The 19,050-nt window shown below is 64.2% G+C and carries 18 protein-coding genes and 1 pseudogene; 8 read left to right on the top strand and 11 right to left on the bottom strand.

Features of this window, described 5'->3' with window-relative positions; genetic code table 11:
* Nucleotides 1-2: 2 nt before the first annotated feature.
* The 6 genes from B4393_RS08150 to B4393_RS08125 all read right to left on the bottom strand — a co-directional run bounded on the left by B4393_RS08150 (nucleotide 3) and on the right by B4393_RS08125 (nucleotide 5,636).
* Nucleotides 3-449, bottom strand: a complete 447-nt coding sequence (locus tag B4393_RS08150; RefSeq protein WP_078281032.1) for a MaoC family dehydratase — start codon at nucleotides 447-449, stop codon at nucleotides 3-5.
* Nucleotides 449-1,414: an NADPH:quinone oxidoreductase family protein gene (locus B4393_RS08145; protein WP_078333693.1), complete on the bottom strand. Its 966-nt coding sequence runs from the start codon at nucleotides 1,412-1,414 to the stop codon at nucleotides 449-451. The genes B4393_RS08150 and B4393_RS08145 overlap by 1 nt, the downstream gene beginning before the upstream one ends.
* Entirely contained in the window at nucleotides 1,411-2,277 is an 867-nt protein-coding gene (locus tag B4393_RS08140; protein ID WP_078333692.1) for an SDR family oxidoreductase, read from the bottom strand. The genes B4393_RS08145 and B4393_RS08140 overlap by 4 nt, the downstream gene beginning before the upstream one ends.
* A 55-nt stretch (nucleotides 2,278-2,332) precedes the next feature.
* Nucleotides 2,333-3,751, bottom strand: coding sequence for an aldehyde dehydrogenase family protein (locus B4393_RS08135; protein WP_078333691.1), 1,419 nt, complete (start codon nucleotides 3,749-3,751; stop codon nucleotides 2,333-2,335).
* A gap of 155 nt (nucleotides 3,752-3,906) precedes the next feature.
* Nucleotides 3,907-4,857 carry an SAM-dependent methyltransferase gene (locus B4393_RS08130; RefSeq protein ID WP_078333690.1) on the bottom strand — a complete coding sequence of 317 codons (951 nt, stop codon included), beginning with the start codon at nucleotides 4,855-4,857 and terminating at the stop codon, nucleotides 3,907-3,909.
* Nucleotides 4,854-5,636: an SAM-dependent methyltransferase gene (locus B4393_RS08125; RefSeq protein WP_078333689.1), complete on the bottom strand. Its 783-nt coding sequence runs from the start codon at nucleotides 5,634-5,636 to the stop codon at nucleotides 4,854-4,856. Before B4393_RS08125 ends, B4393_RS08130 begins: the two co-directional genes overlap by 4 nt.
* Before the next feature lie 370 nt (nucleotides 5,637-6,006).
* On the opposite strand from B4393_RS08125, the gene B4393_RS08120 reads away from it, so the two are divergent.
* The gene (locus B4393_RS08120; RefSeq protein WP_070937920.1) at nucleotides 6,007-7,266 is read left to right on the top strand and encodes a KasA/KasB family beta-ketoacyl-ACP synthase; all 1,260 of its coding nucleotides are present in this window, start codon (nucleotides 6,007-6,009) and stop codon (nucleotides 7,264-7,266) included.
* Between the two features lie 90 nt (nucleotides 7,267-7,356).
* Here the strand turns inward: B4393_RS08120 and B4393_RS08115 are convergent, their stop codons facing one another.
* On the bottom strand, nucleotides 7,357-8,538 hold the full coding sequence (locus B4393_RS08115) for an acyl-CoA dehydrogenase family protein (RefSeq protein ID WP_078333688.1): 1,182 nt from the start codon (nucleotides 8,536-8,538) through the stop codon (nucleotides 7,357-7,359).
* Between the two features lie 141 nt (nucleotides 8,539-8,679).
* On the opposite strand from B4393_RS08115, the gene B4393_RS08110 reads away from it, so the two are divergent.
* Genes B4393_RS08110 through B4393_RS08095 form a run of 4 tightly spaced genes read left to right on the top strand, consistent with a single transcriptional unit; the run spans nucleotide 8,680 to nucleotide 11,705 of the window.
* Nucleotides 8,680-9,057 (top strand): DUF427 domain-containing protein, encoded by a 378-nt coding sequence (locus tag B4393_RS08110; protein ID WP_078333687.1) that lies wholly within the window; start codon nucleotides 8,680-8,682, stop codon nucleotides 9,055-9,057.
* Nucleotides 9,058-9,103: 46 nt separating this feature from the next.
* Nucleotides 9,104-9,781 (top strand): class I SAM-dependent methyltransferase, encoded by a 678-nt coding sequence (locus tag B4393_RS08105; RefSeq protein ID WP_078333971.1) that lies wholly within the window; start codon nucleotides 9,104-9,106, stop codon nucleotides 9,779-9,781.
* Entirely contained in the window at nucleotides 9,778-10,506 is a 729-nt protein-coding gene (locus B4393_RS08100) for an alpha/beta fold hydrolase (RefSeq protein WP_078333686.1), read from the top strand. Before B4393_RS08105 ends, B4393_RS08100 begins: the two co-directional genes overlap by 4 nt.
* Nucleotides 10,494-11,705, top strand: coding sequence for an MFS transporter (locus B4393_RS08095; protein ID WP_078333685.1), 1,212 nt, complete (start codon nucleotides 10,494-10,496; stop codon nucleotides 11,703-11,705). The genes B4393_RS08100 and B4393_RS08095 overlap by 13 nt, the downstream gene beginning before the upstream one ends.
* Here the strand turns inward: B4393_RS08095 and B4393_RS08090 are convergent.
* A complete protein-coding gene (locus B4393_RS08090; RefSeq protein WP_078333684.1) occupies nucleotides 11,696-13,117 on the bottom strand; it encodes a short-chain fatty acyl-CoA regulator family protein in 1,422 nt (473 codons plus the stop codon). The genes B4393_RS08095 and B4393_RS08090 overlap by 10 nt on opposite strands.
* A gap of 118 nt (nucleotides 13,118-13,235) precedes the next feature.
* Between B4393_RS08090 and prpD the strand changes: the two genes are divergently transcribed.
* Genes prpD through B4393_RS08075 form a run of 3 tightly spaced genes read left to right on the top strand, consistent with a single transcriptional unit; the run spans nucleotide 13,236 to nucleotide 16,779 of the window.
* Entirely contained in the window at nucleotides 13,236-14,741 is a 1,506-nt protein-coding gene (gene prpD, locus B4393_RS08085; protein WP_078333970.1) for a 2-methylcitrate dehydratase PrpD, read from the top strand.
* Nucleotides 14,738-15,655 (top strand): methylisocitrate lyase, encoded by a 918-nt coding sequence (gene prpB / locus B4393_RS08080; protein ID WP_078333683.1) that lies wholly within the window; start codon nucleotides 14,738-14,740, stop codon nucleotides 15,653-15,655. The genes prpD and prpB overlap by 4 nt, the downstream gene beginning before the upstream one ends.
* A complete protein-coding gene (locus tag B4393_RS08075; protein WP_078333682.1) occupies nucleotides 15,652-16,779 on the top strand; it encodes a bifunctional 2-methylcitrate synthase/citrate synthase in 1,128 nt (375 codons plus the stop codon). The genes prpB and B4393_RS08075 overlap by 4 nt, the downstream gene beginning before the upstream one ends.
* A gap of 80 nt (nucleotides 16,780-16,859) precedes the next feature.
* Here the strand turns inward: B4393_RS08075 and B4393_RS08070 are convergent.
* The 3 genes and pseudogenes from B4393_RS08070 to B4393_RS08060 form a co-directional block, all read right to left on the bottom strand.
* A pseudogene (locus B4393_RS08070) lies at nucleotides 16,860-17,396 on the bottom strand (DUF6578 domain-containing protein); the annotation flags it as partial.
* Nucleotides 17,397-17,484: 88 nt separating this feature from the next.
* Nucleotides 17,485-18,015 carry a GNAT family N-acetyltransferase gene (locus B4393_RS08065; RefSeq protein WP_078333681.1) on the bottom strand — a complete coding sequence of 177 codons (531 nt, stop codon included), beginning with the start codon at nucleotides 18,013-18,015 and terminating at the stop codon, nucleotides 17,485-17,487.
* 61 nt (nucleotides 18,016-18,076) lie between these two features.
* Nucleotides 18,077-18,976, bottom strand: a complete 900-nt coding sequence (locus tag B4393_RS08060) for a mycobacterial-type methylenetetrahydrofolate reductase (protein WP_078333680.1) — start codon at nucleotides 18,974-18,976, stop codon at nucleotides 18,077-18,079.
* Nucleotides 18,977-19,050 lie beyond the last annotated feature (74 nt).

Below are 19,050 nucleotides of genomic sequence, written 5' to 3'. Positions count from 1 at the left end.
CGTCAGGCGATGTAGCGCGAAATCGATTCGGCCACACAGGCTGGCTTGTCGGCACCTTCGATCTCGACGGTGGTCACGATCGTCACGTCCACCGAGCCGGGCTTCTGTTCGATATTGGTCACCTCGGCACGCGCTCGCAACCTCGATCCGACCTTCACCGGATTGATGAATCGAACCTTGTTGTAGCCGTAGTTGATTCCCATGGCGATGTTGTCGACACGAATCAGCTCGAACTGAAAGTGCGGGAGCAGCGACAACGTCAGCAGTCCGTGCGCAATGGTGCCCCCGAACGGACCGTCGGCGGCTCGTTCGGGGTCGACGTGAATCCACTGGTGATCACCGGTGGCGTCGGCGAAGGTGTTGACGCGCTCCTGGTCAACCAGCAGCCAATCGCTGGTGCCCAGATCGCCGGTGGTGATTTCGTCAATTCCATTGAAGATCTTGGTCATTACGGCACCAACACCATCTTCCCGTACACCTTCCCGTCGGCGAAGTCCTGCAACGCCTGACGGCCTTCCGACAGCGGGATACGCGCGCTTATGGGCGGGCGCATGCCCTCCGTAACGAGCTTGGCCAGCCCCGCCTGGGTCTCGTACAGATAGTCAGCGTGCGTGCGCAAGAACTCGCCCCAGGCCACACCGACCAACGACGCATTGCGCAGCAGCAACCGATTCACCTTGATGGTCGGTATCCCACCGGCGGCGAATCCGACGACCAGCAAGCGCCCTTCGGGGGCCAACGTGCGCACCGCGTCGTCGAATGCCGGGCCACCGATCGGGTCGACCACCATGTCGACACCCACGCCGCCGGTGGCCTCGCGTACGGCCTTGGCCCAGCCTTCTTCCAGCGGCAACACGACATCAGCACCCACGCTGTACACGAATTCCGTTGCGGCCGTCCGGTTGACCACGGCGATGACCCTCGCGCCCATGCCCTTGGCAATCTGGATCGCCGCGGTACCGATGCCACCGGCAGCACCCAGCACCAGCACCGTCTCGCCGGCACGCAAGTGTCCGCGGCGGGCATAGGCGAAGTACATCGTGTGGTAGTTGGCGATGAGCGCCACGGCCTCCGCATCATCCAGCTCGGGAGGCGTAGGAAGCACATTGGAAGGCCCCACTGCAACGCGTTCGGCGTATCCGCCAATGAAATTGAAGGCCATCACCCGGTCACCGGGTTTCACCGCGGCGCCCTCGGGAGCCGAGCGCACCACGCCGGCGGTCTCGATCCCCGGAACGAAGGGTGGCTCCATCTTCAGCTGGTATTCGCCCTTGGTCATCAAATAGTCGGGGAAGCAGACCCCCGCGGCCTTGACGTCGACGATGACGACGTTAGGTCCGGCTCCCGGTGTTTCCACATCGGTGTACACCAGGCCTTCCGGGCCTGATAACGACTGCGCCTGTATCGCTTTCATGCGAGCGACGGGGGGCCGGCTTTGGTGACGGTGGAGAGATCCTCGATCTCACCCCAGCGCGCGGCGACCTCGTCGACCGTCGGCGGAGAGGCGAAGGTGGCACCGGCGTTCTCAAAGAGCGCCACGCGCTGCACCTTGCCGCCGCCCACCACGAAAACCGAACCGTTGTCGGCGCTTTCCTCCGTGCACAGGTATCCGACGACCGGCGCCACGAAGGACGGCGGCAGTTGTTCCAGCACTGCTTCGGAGGCGATGTCGGCGGTCATGCGGGTGGCGGCGATCGGAGCGATCGCGTTGGAGTGAATGTTGTACTTGGCCCCCTCCAGCGCGAGGGTGTTGATGAGGCCGACGAGGCCGAGCTTGGCCGCGCCGTAGTTGGCCTGACCGAAGTTGCCGAACAGACCACTGGTCGAGGTGGCGACCACGATCCGGCCGTAGCCCTGCTCGCGGAAATGCGGCCACGCCGCGCGGGTGATGTTGTATCCGCCGTACAGGTGAACCTGTTGCACCGCATGCCAATTGTCGTAGGTCATCTTGTGGAACGTGCCGTCCCGCAGGATGCCTGCATTGCTCACCACACCGTGAATGGCCCCGAACTCGTCGAGTGTGGTCTTCACGATGTTGGCCGCACCTTCTTCGGTGGCGACGCTGTCATAGTTGGCGACCGCCCGGCCACCGGCCGCCTTGATCTCGTCGACCACGCCGTCCGCCATCGCAGACCCCGCGCCCGATCCGTCCCGGGCACCGCCCAAGTCGTTGACGACGACCTGAGCGCCCTCGCCAGCGAGGGTGAGCGCGTACTCGCGGCCCAGTCCCCCTCCGGCTCCGGTCACGACAATTACCCGGTCTTGCACTCCCGGCATGCAGAACTCCTATTCACTTGACACTTCATTGGGTTGAGTGAAACTAAAAGCTTTGTTACATAAGCTTTTTCATCAGCTTCAGGTTCTTCTCCAGATACGGAGGGTAGGGAAGCTTGAGATCCATCTTGGTGCTCTTGTACAGAGTCGACTTGAGGTGGCTGAACTCGTCGAAGCCCGCCTTACCGTGGTAGGCACCCATGCCGCTGGCACCGACGCCACCGAACGGCAAGTTCGGGATGACGGCGTGATACAGCAGGTGGTTGATCACGGTGCCGCCCGCGGGAACATCGTCGATAAACCGGTTACCCGTCTTCTTGGACTCGGTGAAGGCATAGGCCGCCAACGGCTTTGGCCGCGAGTTGATGAAGTCAATGGCGTCGTCCAGCGAGTCGGCGGTCAGCACCGGCAGGATCGGCCCGAAGATCTCGTTCTGCATGAGCGGCTCGTCCGCGCTCGGGTCGACCACGATCGTCGGCTCGATGGTGAGCGCCGATGCGTCGGAGCCGCCGCCCGCCGCGACCTCTCCTTCGGTCGCCGCCAGGTACCCGACCAGACGATCAAACTGGCGCTGGTTGACCACCCGCAGTCCCTTGGATTCCTTGTCGGCCTGGAACTCTGCCCACGCTGCCGTGATCTTCTCCACCAGCTCGTCGCGCACTGCGGGATCGACGAGGACGTAGTCGGGGGCCAGACATACCTGACCGGAGTTGAGCCCCTTCATGTATCCGATGCGGCGGGCCGCCACCTCGATGTTGGCATCGGCGGCTACGTACACCGGCGACTTGCCGCCGAGCTCCAGCGCGACCGGAGTCAGATGCGCCGCAGCACCTTCCAAGATGCGCTTGCCGATCTCGGTACCGCCGGTGAACAGCGCCTTGTCGAAACCTTGGGCCAGCAGTTCCTGGGTGACCGAACCGTCGCCCTCCACGACGACCACCGCATGCGGGTCCAGGTACTGCGGAATGAGCTTGGCCATCAATGCCGATGAGGCCGGCGCGATCTCCGATGGCTTGATGGCCACCGTGTTGCCCGCCGCCAGCGCGCCGACCACCGGCCCGAGCGTGAGGTACAGCGGGAAGTTCCACGCACCGATGACCAGCACCGTGCCGTACGGCTCGGGTACCGACCACGCCTTCGCCGGCTGCTGCGCCAGCGGAAGACCGCGCACGCGCTTGCGTCGCATCCAGCGGCGCAGGTTCTTACGCGCGTAGACGACCTCTACGACCGAACCGACAACGTCGGCGATCCAGGCCTCGGCCGACGAACGGCCCAAATCCTCGTGCAGGGCGGTCGCGATGGCGGCTTCGTTCTCGGAGAAGAGCCGCTCCAAACCGACGAGCTGCGCTTTGCGCCAGTGGTAGTCGCGTGTCCGGCCTGTCGCGAACGTCTCCCGCAGGCCCCGAACGATCCCCGGAATGCGTGAGGGCTCGGCCGCAGCGTGCTGGTCGGCGGGCGTAGAGATCTCGGTGGTCATATCCGTTCCTCTCGATGGCAGGCTCATAGTGAGCGCATCTCCGCAGGTCACACACGTGCACACGGACTCGCGATATCAGCTAAGTGAGCTGTATCACCGATGGTAACCAACCAGTTGGGACCTGAGAACCCCGCACCCCTGGGGGCAGTGCTCCGTCAGCCCTTGAGTTCGGCCTCGATCAAGGTGTTCCCGCGTAGATCCTCTTCAACGTAGGCCCGTCGACCCGCGTCCGCCATCTCGACTTCCGCGGGTATCGCCCGAACAGTCCAGCCACGGCCGGCGAGCCATTGGGGGACATCGGTGCGGTTCTCGTCGTGGTACATCAGCGATCCGACATCGAGCGACTCGCCATCCATCCCGGCCAGCTTGCGAGCCCGGTCGAAGTGTTCGCGCATCTTGCTGCGGAACTCTTGGCGCTTGTCGTTGTCAGGCCCGACGGCTTCCACGGCGATCCTGCTACCCGGCGCGCTCTGGTCCACGATCAGCTCGAAGAGGCGGTCTTGCGCCTCGGTCGGCAGATACATCAGCAGGCCTTCGGCCAGCCACGCCGTCGGCTTCGCGACGTCAAATCCCTCTTCTTGCAATGCGGCCGGCCAGTCCTGCCGAAGGTCGACGGGCACCTCCCGGCGCAGACAAGCGGAACGCACGTCGTGCTCATCGAGTGTTTGCCGCTTGTACTGCAGCACCAGCGGCTGGTCGATCTCGTAGACGGTGGTACCCACTGGCCAGTCCAGTCGATACGCACGAGAATCGAGCCCGGCGGCCAGAATCACCACCTGGGTGATTCCCGCACGCGATGCCCGCTCAAAAAAACCGTCGAAGAATCTGGTGCGGACCGCCTGGTAATCCACCGCGTATTGCATGATGCGCTCGGCCTCCGGGTCGAGCTCGGCCAGCTGCTCTCGCAGCCCGTCGCTCGCGATCACCGACCAGGCGCCGGACCCGGCGCGCTCCACGAGGAGCTGCGCGAAGGGATCCTTGATGAGCGGCGTCTCACTGCGGGTTTCGGCCGCCCGCGCGGCCGCCACCATCACCGCGGTGGCACCCACGCTGCTGGCGATGTCCCAACTGTCGTCATCGGACCGTGCGGTGGTCGTATCGGTCACCGAAGCTCTCCCTGGATCAGCTGGCCACGGAACGTTCCCTGCTGGATATCCTCGGGCACCGGCCGGCCGATGAAGGCGGCGCGCACCTGTTCCCGGCGCGCTGCCTCCTCCTCGCTCTCGTCCAGGATCAGCTTCCCGTCGTACCCCTCCACGGCGATACGACTTCCCGGCGCGCTCAACGCACCGATGTTGATGAAGAGGCTGTCCTGGGCATCGGCGGGCAGATACGGCAGCAGGCCCTCGGCAAGCCATGCCGTGGGCTGTGTGGAATCGAACCCGGCCGCGCGCAGCACGGCAGGCCAGTCCGCGCGCAGATCGACGGCCACGCCCCGCCGCTGAGCCGTCGGCTGATGGGCGGCAAGGGCGGCGGCCTTGAACTCCAGAACTTGGGGCTGGTCGATCTCGTAGACGGTGGTGCCGGCCGGCCAGTCGAGCCGGTACGCGCGTGAGTCCAGGCCCGACGCGAGGATCACGATCTGCCGGACACCGGCCGCGGCCGCCGCCAGGAAGTAGGCGTCGAAGAAGTGGGTGCGCGTGGCCTGGTAGTCGACCATCCGGCCGTAGATCCGGCCGGCCTCCGGGTCGGGCCAGTCGATATCGCCGGCGACAAAGCGCTCCCAGCCCGTCGCCTTACCGGTCGCCTCGACGAGTATCCGGGCGAAGGGATCGCTGATGAGCGGGTCGGCCCGCAGCGTCTCGGTGGCCCGTGCGGCCGCCACGCCGAGGGCGGTTGCCCCCACGCTGGAGGTGATGTCCCAGGTGTCCCCATCGACGCGCATTTCGGTCCTCTCTAGGCAAACTAGACCCAATAGTGAGCAATGCTACCGATCTGCATCCGTGGCGGGCATTGTGCAACAGGTCACATTCGCCCAGGTGGAGCCCAGGTAACTCAACCCTTCATTCATTTGCCCGTCATCTTTGTTACCCATCGCACAAGAACGTCAACCATCAGGACACACTTGGCCAATTTGTGCAGTTCCTCCACAAATTTCGCATAGGGTTCATGAGCGAATCCGCCTGGCAACCTACCCGGACGGAGTTCGCTAGCAGACAACTCACTAAAATTCGGGCTAGCAGATAGCTCAGAGCAGAGTTCGAAAGGGGATAGAACGTGCGTGCCACGTACATGTCCATGGGGGGATGTCGACAGTGACCAAACCATCTACCGCAAATGGCGGCTTTCCGAACATCGTCGTGACCGGCATGGCCATGACGACGTCAATCGCACCCGACGTCGAGGGCACCTGGAAGGGGCTACTCGCCGGCGAGAGCGGCATTCGCGTACTCGACGACGATTTCGTCGCTCAGTACGACCTCCCGGTGAAGATCGGCGGACACCTCAAGGTCCGCGACTTCGACAAGGACATGACGAAGATCGAGCTTCGCCGCCTGTCCTATGTTCAGCGCCTGGCGGCGATCCTGGGCCGTCAGGTCTGGGAAGACGCGGGGGCTCCCGAGGACATCGATCTGGAGCGCCTGACGGTTTCCGTGGGCACCGGGCTGGGTGGCGGCGAGAAGTTGGTCGAGGCCTACGACGAGATGCGCGCCAGGGGCACGAAAGCCGTTTCGCCCCTTACGGTTCAGATGTTCATGCCCAACGGTCCGGCCGCCGTCATCGGGCTGGAACGCAAGGCGCGCGGTGGTGTCATCACCCCGGTGTCGGCGTGTGCCTCCGGTAACGAGGGCATCGCGCACGCCTGGCGTCAGATCGCTTACGGCGATGCCGATATCGCCATCTGCGGTGGTATCGAGGCCGCCATCGAGGCCGCACCCATCGCCGCATTCGCCAATATGCGCATCGTGATGTCCACCGACAACGACAACCCTGCGGGGGCATCGCGGCCGTTCGACAAGAACCGCACCGGCTTCGTGTTCGGCGAGGGTGGCGCGCTCATGGTCATCGAGACCGAGGAGCACGCCAAGGCGCGCGGCGCGCGGATCTACGCACGGCTTCTCGGTGCGGGTATCACCTCGGACGGATACCACGTGGTGGCACCGCATCCGGACGGTATCGGCGCCGCCAAGGCCATGAACCGGGCTCTGGAGACCGCCGGGCTCGACGCCAAGGACATCGACCACGTCAACGCGCACGCCACTGCCACCAGTGTCGGTGACGTCGCCGAGGGCAGGGCCATCCACAAGTCCGGCCTGCAGCACGCCGCGGTCTATGCCCCCAAGGGTGCCCTCGGGCACTCCGTCGGCGCGGTCGGTGCTGTCGAGGCCATCATCACGGTGAAGTCGTTGCAGGAGGGCATCATTCCGCCCACCCTCAACTATGAGACGCCGGATCCGGAGATCGATCTCGACATCGTCAGCAAGGAGCCCCGCAAGGGCGACTACAAGTACGCGGTCAACAACTCGTTCGGGTTCGGTGGCCACAACGTGGCGATCGCCCTCGGCAAGTACTGAACCACTTCTCTTCCTTGACACGCCGTCTGGCGGCGGATTCGTATCGCACGATTCCGCAGCCAGGCGGCGTGTCGGCGTTCGGGTGAGTGACTACCGGAACGCCGCGATCCCGGTCAGGGCCTGGCCGATCACCAGCGTGTGCATCTCGCTGGTGCCCTCGTAGGTCAGCACCGATTCCAGGTTGTTGGCATGTCGCATCACCGGGTACTCGCCCGAAATGCCGTTAGCACCAAGGATTGTCCGGGCCGTTCGGGCGATCTCGATGGCCTCGCGCACATTGTTGAGCTTGCCCAGGCTGACTTGCGGGGTGACCAGCGTGCCGGTGTCCTTACGACGGCCCAGATGCAACGCCAGCAGCAATCCCTTGCCGTACTCGAGCGTCATATTAGCCAGCTTCTCCTGGGTCAGCTGAAAGCCCGCGATCGGGCGATCGAATTGCTCCCGGGTAAGCGCGTATTCCAGTGCGGTACGCAGACATTCACGGGCCGCTCCCATGGAGCCAAAGATGATGCCGAAGCGCGCCTCGTTAAGGCATGACAGCGGGGCCTTGAGCCCGATCGCCAGCGGCAGCCGGTTCTTCTCCGGCACCCGTACATCGACGAGACTGAGTTCGGCAGTCACCGACGCACGCAGCGACATCTTGGAGTGGATGGTCTGGGCGTCGAATCCCGCCGAATCGGTCGAGACCAGGAAGCCGCGGACGCCCTCGTCGGTCTGCGCCCAGATGACGGCGACATCGGCGATGGACCCGTTGGTGATCCACATCTTGGTGCCGTTGAGAATCCAGTCATTGCCGTCACGCCGGGCATGGGTGCGCATGCCGCCGGGGTTGGACCCGAAGTCCGGCTCGGTCAGCCCGAAGCATCCCAGCTCCTCGCCGGTCGCCATCCGCGGCAGCCACTTCTGTTTCTGCGCGTCGCTCCCGTAGGCGTAGATGGCGTACATCGCCAACGACCCCTGCACGCTCACCAGCGAACGGATCCCCGAGTCTCCGGCTTCCAGCTCCATGCACGCCAATCCATATGCAAGAGAGGATGTTCCGGAACATCCGTAACCCTGCAGGTGCATGCCGAGCACACCGATCTTGCCCAGCTCCAACGCAAGTTTGCGCACCGGCAGGTCACCGTGCTCGTACCAGCGCTGCACGTTCGGCACCACACGCGCCTGAACCAGTGCACGCACGCTGTCACGGATGGCGCGCTCCTCATCGCTGAGCAGCGCGTCGATACCGAACAGCTCGTCGGGGTCAGTGCGATCAACGTCAGCAGCCATGTCGCAGACCCTAGCGCCCTGGGGCCGGGTGTCGGCTAGAAACTGAAGCGGTACAGCCGTTCGACACCGCGGAGCCAGGGAAGCCTAGCCATCTTCTACGGCTCCGTCGCCCGTGTGCGGAAAGCGCCTACCCTCGGAAACATGTCCACCCTCGATAGGCCGCATTTGGTTCCCGGCCCGGACCATCCGATCGACATCGCGTCCTCGGGCACACACGTCGTCGTCACCGCGGGCGACGTCTCTGTCGCCGACTCCACCAACGCCCTGCGGCTGCAGGAGTCCAACTACCCGCCGGTGTACTACCTCCCGCCGGACGCGGCGAATTGGGAGGTGCTGCAGCGCACCGATACCCATACCTACTGCCCGTACAAGGGCGAGGCCTCCTACTACTCGGTGCGCACGCCCGACGGAACGGTCGAAGACGCCGTCTGGACGTATGAGGACCCGTTCCCGGCACTCGCCCAGATCGCCCGCCATCTGGCGTTCTACCCGGACCGGGTCACCATCACCGCAGAGTGAATGCACCCACCTGGCGACCCCCATGTTGCTGGCGTACCTTGTGCCCATGACGACTGCTGATGGCCTTCACTCGAACGGCCCATCCCCCGTCCCACGGCGCGCCTTCAACGACCAGGTGACGCGGTTCTGGGGTCGCGCCGCCAGAGCGTACGACTGGGCGCCGCTACAACAATGGGTGTATCGCCCCGCGCAGGACGAGATGATTGCCCAGCTGCGTCAGCACCAATCCCAGCGGATTGTGGATATCGCTTGCGGTACCGGCATTCTGGCGACGCGGATTCAACAGGAACTCGAACCCGAGCAGGTGCACGGGGTCGACATGTCTGCAGGGATGCTCGCCCAGGCAAAAGTGCGTTCGTCGCTGGTCGACTGGCAATTCGCGCCGGCCGAGAAGCTGCCTTTCGACGACGGCTCGCTGGACGCCGTGGTCTCGACGTCGGCCTTCCATTTCTTTGACCAGCCCGCCGCACTCGCCGAGTTCCATCGCGTGCTGGCCCCCGGCGGGTTCACGGCGATCACGACGTTCACACCGGACCGCACGTCGGCGCCCATCCTGCGCCGGGTATTCGGTGACCGCGTGCCCGCGAGCGTGCCGTCCAAGGCCGAGATGCGCCAGATGTTCGAAGACGCGGGGTTCGAGGTCGCCGTGCAGCGACCAGTACATCATCCCTTCACCCTTCCCTTCGTGGAGTTCGACCGCCTCACTGTGGGCATCAAGCGATGACACGGTGGCTGCTGCTGCGCGGCCTGAGCCGCGAGAAGCGCCACTGGGAACAATTCCCTCAGATTTTCGCCGAATCCCTTGGGATACCGGTGGAATGTCTCGACGCGCCCGGATTCGGTACCGAGTTCAACCGCATCTCTCCGACATCTATCTCGGCGATCACGGACGACATCCGCTCACGCCTCGACCGCCGCGACGAAAAGTGGTCACTACTCGCCATATCCCTCGGCGGCATGATCGGACTCGATTGGTGTTCTCGCTACCCAGAGGATTTCGAGCGCGCCGTCATCATCAATTCGAGCACCGCCTCGACGCCGGTGTGGCAGCGATTCCTGCCGTCATCGATACCCAACCTGCTGCTCGGACGATTCCGTGCCGACGCGCCACGTGAGCGCGCGATCCTGGCACAGTCGGCCAACAATCCCGATCTCGATCTCGACGTACTCTCCCGACGCTGGGCGGGCTACTTACAGACCCAGCGTCCGTCGAGCGCCAGCATCGCCCGTCAGATTTGGGCCGCCATCACCTTCTCGATGCCCACGCACATCGACACCCCGCTGCTGGTGCTGACCTCCACACACGACCGGATCGTCAGCTCCGCCGCATCACGCACCATCGCCGACACGCACGGCGCCCCCATCGCGACGCATCCCAGCGCCGGTCACGACATTCCCCTCGACGACGGGGCCTGGATCGCCGAGCAGGTCAAGCAATGGATCGGCTAAATTCACCGGCTGTGCCACAACGTTTTTCAGCTTGGCGATTCGTCACCACCTTCGGCGTCATCAGCATGCTCGCCGATATCGTCTATGAGGGCGCGCGCTCCATCACCGGACCACTCTTGGCATCGCTCGGGGCTAGCGCGCTCGTCGTCGGCGTGGTGACCGGAATCGGGGAGGCAGCGGCACTCGCACTGCGTCTGGTGTCGGGTCCGCTCACCGACCGCACCCGGATGTTCTGGACGTGGACCATCGCCGGTTATGCACTGACAGTGATCACCGTGCCGTTCCTCGGTGTGTCCAGCGTGCTGTGGGTGACCGCCACATTGGTGATCGCCGAACGTGTCGGCAAGGCGGTACGCAGCCCGGCCAAGGACACCTTGCTGTCACATGCCACCTCAGTTACCGGCCGCGGCAAGGGATTCGCGGTACATGAGGCCATGGACCAGGTGGGCGCCATCACCGGCCCGCTCCTCGTCGCGGGCATGCTCGCTCTCACCCACGTGAACTATCTGCCCACGTTCGCCGTGTTGGCCATCCCCGGAGTCGCGACACTTGTCCTGCTGTTCTGGCTGCGCCGACGGGTACCGCACCCCGAGCGATACGAAGACGCTGGCCACACCGACGGCGCAACCACCCCGGCCCGAAAGCTTGCGCTCCCACTTCCCTTTTGGCTGTATGCCGGTTTCACCGCGATCACCATGATCGGGTTCGCGACCTTCGGGGTGTTGTCCTTCCACATGGTGGAGCGTGGGGTCCTGTCGGTGGCGGCGGTACCGATTGTGTACGCCGCTGCCATGGCCGCCGATGCGATCGCCGCCCTGATATCCGGATGGGCGTACGACCGTGTCGGACCGAAATCGCTCGTGGCTCTTCCCCTTGTCGGAGCAGCCGTGCCGATGTTGGCATTCACCGATTCCCCACTGGGCATAGTCCTGGGTGCACTGCTGTGGGGCGCGGCCGTGGGTATCCAGGAATCGACCCTGCGTGCGGTGGTCGCCGATCTGGTACCGGCTCCGCGACGCGCCACCGCATACGGCGTGTACGCGGCCGTGCTCGGCACGGCGACCGCCATCGGTGGTGCGCTGACCGGCTACCTGTACGGCGTATCGATCCCCATGCTCGTCGCCGTCGTCGGCGTCATCCAGCTGGTCGCGTTGATCGTTGCCGCGCCGACGATCTTGCGGCACACCCATCAGGTGTAAGGCAGGCGGCTGCTGGCGTCCTCGTCGACGTGAACACTGCGACCGATGTAGGGAAAGGCTCGCTGGGCACACGATTCACGCACACACACCTTGCAGCCCGGGCCGATCGGTACCGCGGTCGACGGGTCGTCGATCGCGATTCCCGTCGAGTAGACCAGCCGATGTGCGTGGGCGATATCGCAACCCAAACCGATCGCGAATGATTTTGGGGTGCTGAGGAACCCGCCCGTGGAGGTACTGCTCGTGCGCGCGACCCAGAAGTAGGTACGGCCATCGGGCATCTCGGCCACCTGGGTGACAAACTGCCCAGGACTCGAGAACGCTTCGTGCACCACCCACAGTGGGCAGTTTCCGCCCACCCTGGAGAAGTGAAATGCCGTGGCGGATTGACGTTTCGAAATGTTCCCGGCGCGATCGGTGCGCACCAGGATGAACGGGACCCCCCGCATGGAGGGACGTTGCAGGGTGGACAGCCGGTGGCACACCGTCTCGTGCCCGACCTCGAACTGCCGGGCCAGAATGTCGACGTCATACCGGCTGGCCTCGGCAGAATGATGGAATTGCTTGTACGGCAACAGAAATGCACCGGCGAAGTAGTTGGCCAGCCCGATGCGGGCCACGCCGATGGCCTCGGGACTCAGCTGCTCGGCACCCGAGAGGATCGCCGCCATGGCCTCGGTCTGGGTCAGCAATGCGAGCTGCGTAGCCATTTGGAACGCACGCTGGCCGGGCGTAAGCCAATGCGCGATGCGCAACACCCCGGCGTCCCCATCGAATCGACGTTTCGACGAATCCGACAGCGCCCCACCCTTATCAACCGCGACGGCGATGCTGTGATCTTGTTTCAAGACCGTCGCCAGCTGGATATCGAGCCCGCCGATATGCAGCCCGTAGTGCTCGAATAGGTCTTCCGCGGCGGTATCGAGTTCGCCCAGATAGTTCTTGTGGTCATAGAAGAAGTCGCGTACCTCTTCAAAGGGCATGGGGCGCATAGGCTCCCGTATCGAGTCGCCGATTGTTGCGGCATTCTCGGTGGCCCGATAGCTCTCCAGCTCCGCAGTGGCATCCCGCAGCCTGCGGTGCATGCCGACCAGGGTCTGCCCCACCGACGGCATGCGCGCCACCAGCTCTTCGAGCTGCAGGTCGCTGACCTCACCGACCGCCGCCTCGGTGAATATCTCGCCAAGATCCGCCACGAGCCGGGCATCGGAGTCCGGCGAGAAATAGTGCGGCGACAGATCGAAGCGCTCGGTCAGCCGCAGCAGAACCGCAACCGTCACCGGGCGGGCGTCGTTCTCCAGCTGATTGACGTAGCTCGTCGAGAGGTCCAGGACACGTGCGAGCGCCGCTTGCGTCAGGCCACGCTCCTCGCGCAACCTCCGCAACCGCACTCCGGCGAACGGTCTGGACATAGCGCCAGGATAACTCCACACACATTCGCAATGTTTGCAAGATGTGCGAACTAAGGATACAGAAATACGCATTTACATGGTCTTTTGATCATTCAAAACCGTGCGTAATGTGCGGATCATGCACGTTCACTCCGTACGCACCCGCCGCAGCGCCGACGAATTCCCCCGCGACCAACACCTCGCCTGGAAGATCGCCGAGGTCGCAGCCGACCCCGTCGCCGTCTCCGCTGATACCGAGGCCATGGTGATCAACCGGGTCATCGACAACGCCGCCGTCAGCGCCGCCTCCGTCATCCGTCGTCCCGTTACCGTGGCGCGCCGCCAGGCTCAGGCACATGCGGTATCGACCGGCGCCAACGTCTTCGGCATTGGTGGTGGGTATTCCGCAGAGTGGGCCGCCTGGGCCAACGGCGTCGCGGTGCGTGAGCTCGACTTCCACGACACCTTCCTGGCCGCCGACTACTCCCACCCCGGCGACAACATTCCCCCACTGGTGGCCGTCGCGCAGCAGCTCGGCATCGGCGGCAACGACCTGATTCGCGGCCTGGCCACGGCCTACGAGACGCAGATCAACTTGACCCGCGGAATCTGCCTGCATGAACACAAGATTGACCACGTCGCACACCTGGGCCCCTCCGCGGCCGCCGGTTTGGGCACCATGCTGAAGCTCGACACCGAGACGATCTACCAGGCCATCGGGCAGGCGCTGCATCTCACCACCGCGACCCGGCAGTCCCGCAAGGGGCTCATCTCCAGCTGGAAGGCATACGCCCCGGCATGGGCCGGCAAGGTCGCAATCGAAGCCGTCGACCGCGCGATGCGCGGCGAGGGTGCGCCCTCCCCCATCTGGGAAGGCGAGGACGGCGTCATCGCCTGGCTACTCGGTGGTCCCAAGAAGGTCTACGAGGTGCCGCTGCCCGGTCCCGGCGAGGAGAAGCGCGCCATCCTGGACAGCTACACCAAGGAACACTCCGCCGAGTACCAGAGCCAGGCACCCATCGACTTGGCCCGCAGGCTCCGTGACCGCATCGGCGACCTGTCGCAGATCGCGACCATCGTGCTGCACACCAGCCACCACACCCACGTGGTGATCGGTACCGGCTCGGGTGACCCGCAGAAGTTCGATCCCGACGCCTCACGCGAGACACTCGATCACTCGGTGATGTACATCTTCGCCGTCGCGCTGGAGGACGGCACCTGGCACCACGAGCGTTCGTATGCCCCGGAACGCGCGCACCGTCCCGAGACCATCGAGCTGTGGAACAAGATCAGCACGGTCGAAGACCCCGAGTGGACCCGGCGCTACCACTCGAGCAACCCCGACGAGAAGGCGTTCGGCTGTAAGGCCGTCGTCACCCTCAAGAACGGTGAGGTGATCACCGACGAACTGGCGATCGCCGACGCGCACCCGCTGGGGGCCCGTCCCTTTGCCCGCGACAACTACATCAACAAGTTCACGGTGCTCTCCGACGGCGTCATCGAGCCGCAAGAGCAGGAGCGATTCCTGTCGGCGGCACAGGGGCTGGCCAATCTCAAGCCCGGATCGCTCAGCGAGCTCAACCCACTGGTGGACGCCGTGGTTCTGGACAAGGCACCGACGACCCCGGACGGGATTTTCCAGTGAGTTCACTTCTTGCCTCCGCCACGGACGCGGCCACCAAGCGTGCCGCGTTCCGGGCGGGCTTGTCCTCCGGTGAGCTGCTTCGCTTCCCCGGCGCCTTCTCACCGTTGGTGGCCAAGCTGATTCAAGAGATCGGCTTCGAGGGTATCTACGTCTCGGGAGCGGTACTCTCCGCCGACCTCGGGCTTCCCGATATCGGTCTGACGACGCTCACCGAAGTGTCGGCCCGCGGCCGTCAAATCGCCACGGTCAGCGATCTGCCCACACTCATCGACGCCGACACCGGCTTCGGCGAGCCGATGAGCGCGGCCCGCACGGTGACCGTCCTCGAAGATGCCGGACTGTCCGGATGCCACTTCGAGGATCAGGTAAATCCGAAGCGCTGCGGGCATCTTGACGGTAAGGCAGTCGTGGAGACCGCCGAGATGGTGCGGCGGCTGCGCGCGGCGGTTTCGGCCCGGCGCGACCCCGATTTCGTGATCTGCGCCCGCACCGATGCCGCGGGCATCGAGGGGTTGCCCGCGGCCATCGACCGCGCCAAGGCCTACGCCGACGCGGGCGCAGATCTCATCTTCACCGAGGCACTTAGCACTATCGACGAGTTCGAGAAGTTCCGTGCCGCGGTGGATGTTCCGCTGCTCGCCAACATGACCGAGTTCGGGAAGTCCGACCTCGTGACGACCGGGCAACTACGTGAGGTCGGATACAACGTCGTCATCTATCCGGTCACGACCCTGCGCCTGGCGATGTTCGCGGTCGAGCAGGGGCTGCGTGAAATCGATACGGCCGGAACACAGTCGGGGCTGCTGGACCAGATGCAGCACCGCAGTCGTCTCTACGAGCTGCTCCGGTACTCCGAATACAACCAGTTCGACACCGAGATCTTCAACTTCAGTCTCAATGGAGAGTCTAAATGAGCACAGCGACAACTCCTTCAACCATTCACAAGGGACTCGCCGGCGTGGTGGTGGACACCACCGCCATCTCCAAGGTCGTGCCGGAAACAAACTCGCTGACCTACCGGGGTTATCCGGTGCAGGAGCTCGCGGCCAACTGCAGCTTCGAGCAGGTCGCCTACCTGCTGTGGCATGGCGAGCTGCCGAGTGACGGCGAGCTCGCGCTCTTCAATCAACGCGAACGCGCGCAGCGTCGCGTGGACCGCTCACTGATGGCGCTGCTGTCCAAACTGCCGGAGACCTGTCACCCCATGGACGTCGTGCGCACCGCCATCAGTTTCCTGGGTGCCGAGGATCCTTCGGAGGACGACAGCTCACCGGATGCCAACTACGCCAAGTCGCTTCGCATGTTCGCGGTGTTGCCGACGATCGTCGCGGCTGATATGCGCCGCCGTCGCGGGCTGGACCCGATTCAGCCACACAGCCATCTGGGCTACTCGGCAAACTTCTTACGGATGTGCTTCGGCGAGGTGCCCGATCCGGTCATCGTCACGGCGTTCGAACAGTCCATGATCCTGTACGCCGAGCACAGCTTCAACGCATCGACGTTCGCCGCACGGGTGGTCACCTCGACTCAGTCGGATATCTACAGTGCGGTCACCGCGGCCATCGGTGCGCTGAAGGGCTCCTTGCACGGCGGCGCGAACGAGGCCGTAATGCACGACATGATCGAGATCGACGACGCCTCCAAGGCCTCGGAGTGGTTGCAGGGCAAGCGTGTTCGCAAAGAGAAGATCATGGGCTTCGGTCACCGGGTGTACAAGAACGGCGATTCCCGGGTTCCCACGATGCGTGCCGCGCTCGCCGATGTCGCTCGGGTCCGCGACGGCCGCAAATGGTTGGAGATCTACAAGGTGCTGGAGGCCGAGATGAATGCGGCCACCGGTATCAAGCCTAACCTGGACTTCCCTACCGGGCCGGCCTACTACCTCATGGGATTCGACATCGCCAGCTTCACACCCATTTTCGTGATGAGCCGGATCACGGGATGGACCGCCCACATCATGGAACAGTCCGCGGCCAACGCACTGATCCGTCCATTGAGCGACTACTCCGGGAAGCCGCAGCGCTCACTGGCTTCCTGAATCAGCCCGCGAGTGTGCGGTTCGTGTCGATAGCTCACTGGTTTTCGACACAAACCGCACACTCGTCATGGTTGAGGCGATGCCTGCGCGTCACTGTCGGTTGGCTCCGTCACCGACATCACGCGCAGCCCCACTACGCACCCCGAGATGACACGAGGCCCCGGTTCTCCGCACCAGGATTCTTCCGGCCACCGCGTCGCGAGTTCCACTGACCTGTATTGGAATGACGACGGCCGACAACGCACGCAGCCGGACTCGTCCAGGAACGTCACGGCTGACACGTCGTACACTTCTTCCACGACACCGACCAGACGAGGCCAGCTCGTACTCTCATGCCATGTGGCCCACAGGGTTACCAGCCTCTGAGCAGGATCACCGAACTGAGGATCCCAACCGGCGCAACCGTACGGGAACCTGATGATCGCGCGATCTTTGTCCCAGATGACGGCGGATGCCGCCGCAAGTAAGTAGCCGTTCTGCTCAGGAGCGGCTTGTACCTGCCAATCGACGGACTGACCTATTTCGGGAGTCCTGCCGCAGCACTGATACTCCCAGTTTGAAATACCAAGGTAGACAAGAGATTCGTTCCGAGGAACTCTGTTGATCACGTAACGCACCGGGTGTTAGACGGACGGAGCACGAAGGCGCCGGACCCGGTGTACCGAGCGTAAGGTTAGCTATCATCGCGCTTAGCGTCAACACCCCTCACTCGAGCGGCGGCAGTAGCCCGCCCACCCACCAGTCGGCAGGTTCCTCTCGCCGATACGAACGGCGGCGCAACAGCCCTTCCATCTCGAAACCGGCCGCCTCGGCGACCGCCCGTGAACCCTCGTTGCCGACGACGGCCCACCACTCGATGCGATGGGCGCCCAGTGCCTCAAACCCCCACTGGCACAGTCGCCGAACCGCTTCGGCGGTCAGCCCCTTACACCGGTACCTTGAGGTGGACCAATATCCGACCTCCAGTACGCCGGGCGTAACCGACATGAGGGAACAGGTGCCGACCAACTCGCCGGTTTCCGCGACAAAGAACCCGAAACCGTATCGATTGCCGTCAACCCAGTCCTGCGCCGACTTGGCGATGAAATTCCTCGCGTCATCGCCGGTGTACGGCACCGGTAGCGGCAGGTAGTACGCGATCTCCGGGTCATTGCACGCTTCGACAATCGCCGTCTCGTCGGCGGCGGTGACGGCTCGCAACACCAGCCGGTCCGTCTGCAATTCAACGGGTTCCATGCGATCAGTCTCAAGCGGCCCCACCGCGCGGTCAACGGAATTACCAGCGACCGCGCCTCCGTCAGGAGGCGGCAGCCGCCGGTGACCAGTACCCGAGCATCTGCGCGAACGTCTCGAAGGCGGGCCGGGCAAGTCCGTACGGTGCTTCGAAGTGCACGCTCAACGGGAAGCCGAGCTCGGCGACGCCGTCGATGACTCGTTTGTAGAGGTCCACGAGCTGCGGCCGTCGGGCATCGGGTTCACAGCCGGCCAGCGACTTCACGAAGTCCTGTTCGCGGGCGACGGCCTCGTTGCCGGGGTCTTGGATCAACCAATCGATGAGCCCCACCTTGGTTTCCAGCTTCGGAACGAAGCCGAACGACAGCAAGACCTCCGGCCGGTGATCAGATGTCCGCGTGAACTCTTGCAAGAAGCCGACTACCGCATCGGAGTACAGCAGCTGCGTCATGGCGAAGGTAGCGCCCTTATCGCATTTGAACGAGAATCGTCCCTGCTCCCCGGCTCGGGTAGGGATCAAAATGGCTCCGCGATTCTCGACGATGTCGTCGAACTTCGAGAGAGCGTCGGTCGGCGGAATGCCCTCGCCGTCGCCGTCACTCATGGTGCGTGGCACCCCGACGAAGATCACGCCGTCCATGCCGGCACCGGTCAGGTCGGTCAGCCGGCCGCGCAGTGACGTCTCGTCGGAGAACGACGTGACCTGCGTGCACAGCCCCCGCATGGTGGGGAACTCTGACCGGATGATCGACCAGTAGTCCACGACGTCCAGCTTGGGCTTCATCTCCAGCGGCCGGTCGCTGTCTTCGACGATCATCGAGGGGATCATGACGTGATCGATGCGCTCGTCAATGCCGAACTCCGCCGAGAACTGGCGGAACTTCCGCAGCTCTTCCGCTGCCCTCTCGAGGCCGCCCTCGACGTTCGGAGGCACCAGCTCCAACGCAACGGTATTCATGGACACCAGGGGACCTCCGATTAGTCTCGCTCATGGTTTATACACCGATTAAATTCACGCGCGAGCAGTCCCCCGCGAAG

Origin of the sequence: Mycobacteroides franklinii, from assembly GCF_002013895.1 — a bacterium.
Classification (GTDB): Bacteria; Actinomycetota; Actinomycetes; order Mycobacteriales; family Mycobacteriaceae; genus Mycobacterium; species Mycobacterium franklinii.
The sequence above is the reverse complement of the archived record's forward strand: the minus strand, read 5'-3'. Positions and strand labels throughout refer to the sequence as shown.

Bases quoted from the DNA above. Each gene is read 5' to 3' on its own strand.
- B4393_RS08150 (WP_078281032.1), bottom strand. From the start codon at position 449: ATGACCAAGATCTTCAATGGAATTGACGAAATCACCACCGGCGATCTG.
- B4393_RS08145 (WP_078333693.1), bottom strand. From the start codon at position 1,414: ATGAAAGCGATACAGGCGCAGTCGTTATCAGGCCCGGAAGGCCTGGTG.
- B4393_RS08140 (WP_078333692.1), bottom strand. From the start codon at position 2,277: ATGCCGGGAGTGCAAGACCGGGTAATTGTCGTGACCGGAGCCGGAGGG.
- B4393_RS08135 (WP_078333691.1), bottom strand. From the start codon at position 3,751: ATGACCACCGAGATCTCTACGCCCGCCGACCAGCACGCTGCGGCCGAG.
- B4393_RS08125 (WP_078333689.1), bottom strand. From the start codon at position 5,636: ATGCGCGTCGATGGGGACACCTGGGACATCACCTCCAGCGTGGGGGCA.
- B4393_RS08115 (WP_078333688.1), bottom strand. From the start codon at position 8,538: ATGGCTGCTGACGTTGATCGCACTGACCCCGACGAGCTGTTCGGTATC.
- B4393_RS08110 (WP_078333687.1), top strand. From the start codon at position 8,680: ATGTCCACCCTCGATAGGCCGCATTTGGTTCCCGGCCCGGACCATCCG.
- B4393_RS08105 (WP_078333971.1), top strand. From the start codon at position 9,104: ATGACGACTGCTGATGGCCTTCACTCGAACGGCCCATCCCCCGTCCCA.
- B4393_RS08100 (WP_078333686.1), top strand. From the start codon at position 9,778: ATGACACGGTGGCTGCTGCTGCGCGGCCTGAGCCGCGAGAAGCGCCAC.
- B4393_RS08095 (WP_078333685.1), top strand. From the start codon at position 10,494: ATGGATCGGCTAAATTCACCGGCTGTGCCACAACGTTTTTCAGCTTGG.
- B4393_RS08090 (WP_078333684.1), bottom strand. From the start codon at position 13,117: ATGTCCAGACCGTTCGCCGGAGTGCGGTTGCGGAGGTTGCGCGAGGAG.
- prpD (WP_078333970.1), top strand. From the start codon at position 13,236: ATGCACGTTCACTCCGTACGCACCCGCCGCAGCGCCGACGAATTCCCC.
- B4393_RS08075 (WP_078333682.1), top strand. From the start codon at position 15,652: ATGAGCACAGCGACAACTCCTTCAACCATTCACAAGGGACTCGCCGGC.
- B4393_RS08065 (WP_078333681.1), bottom strand. From the start codon at position 18,015: ATGGAACCCGTTGAATTGCAGACGGACCGGCTGGTGTTGCGAGCCGTC.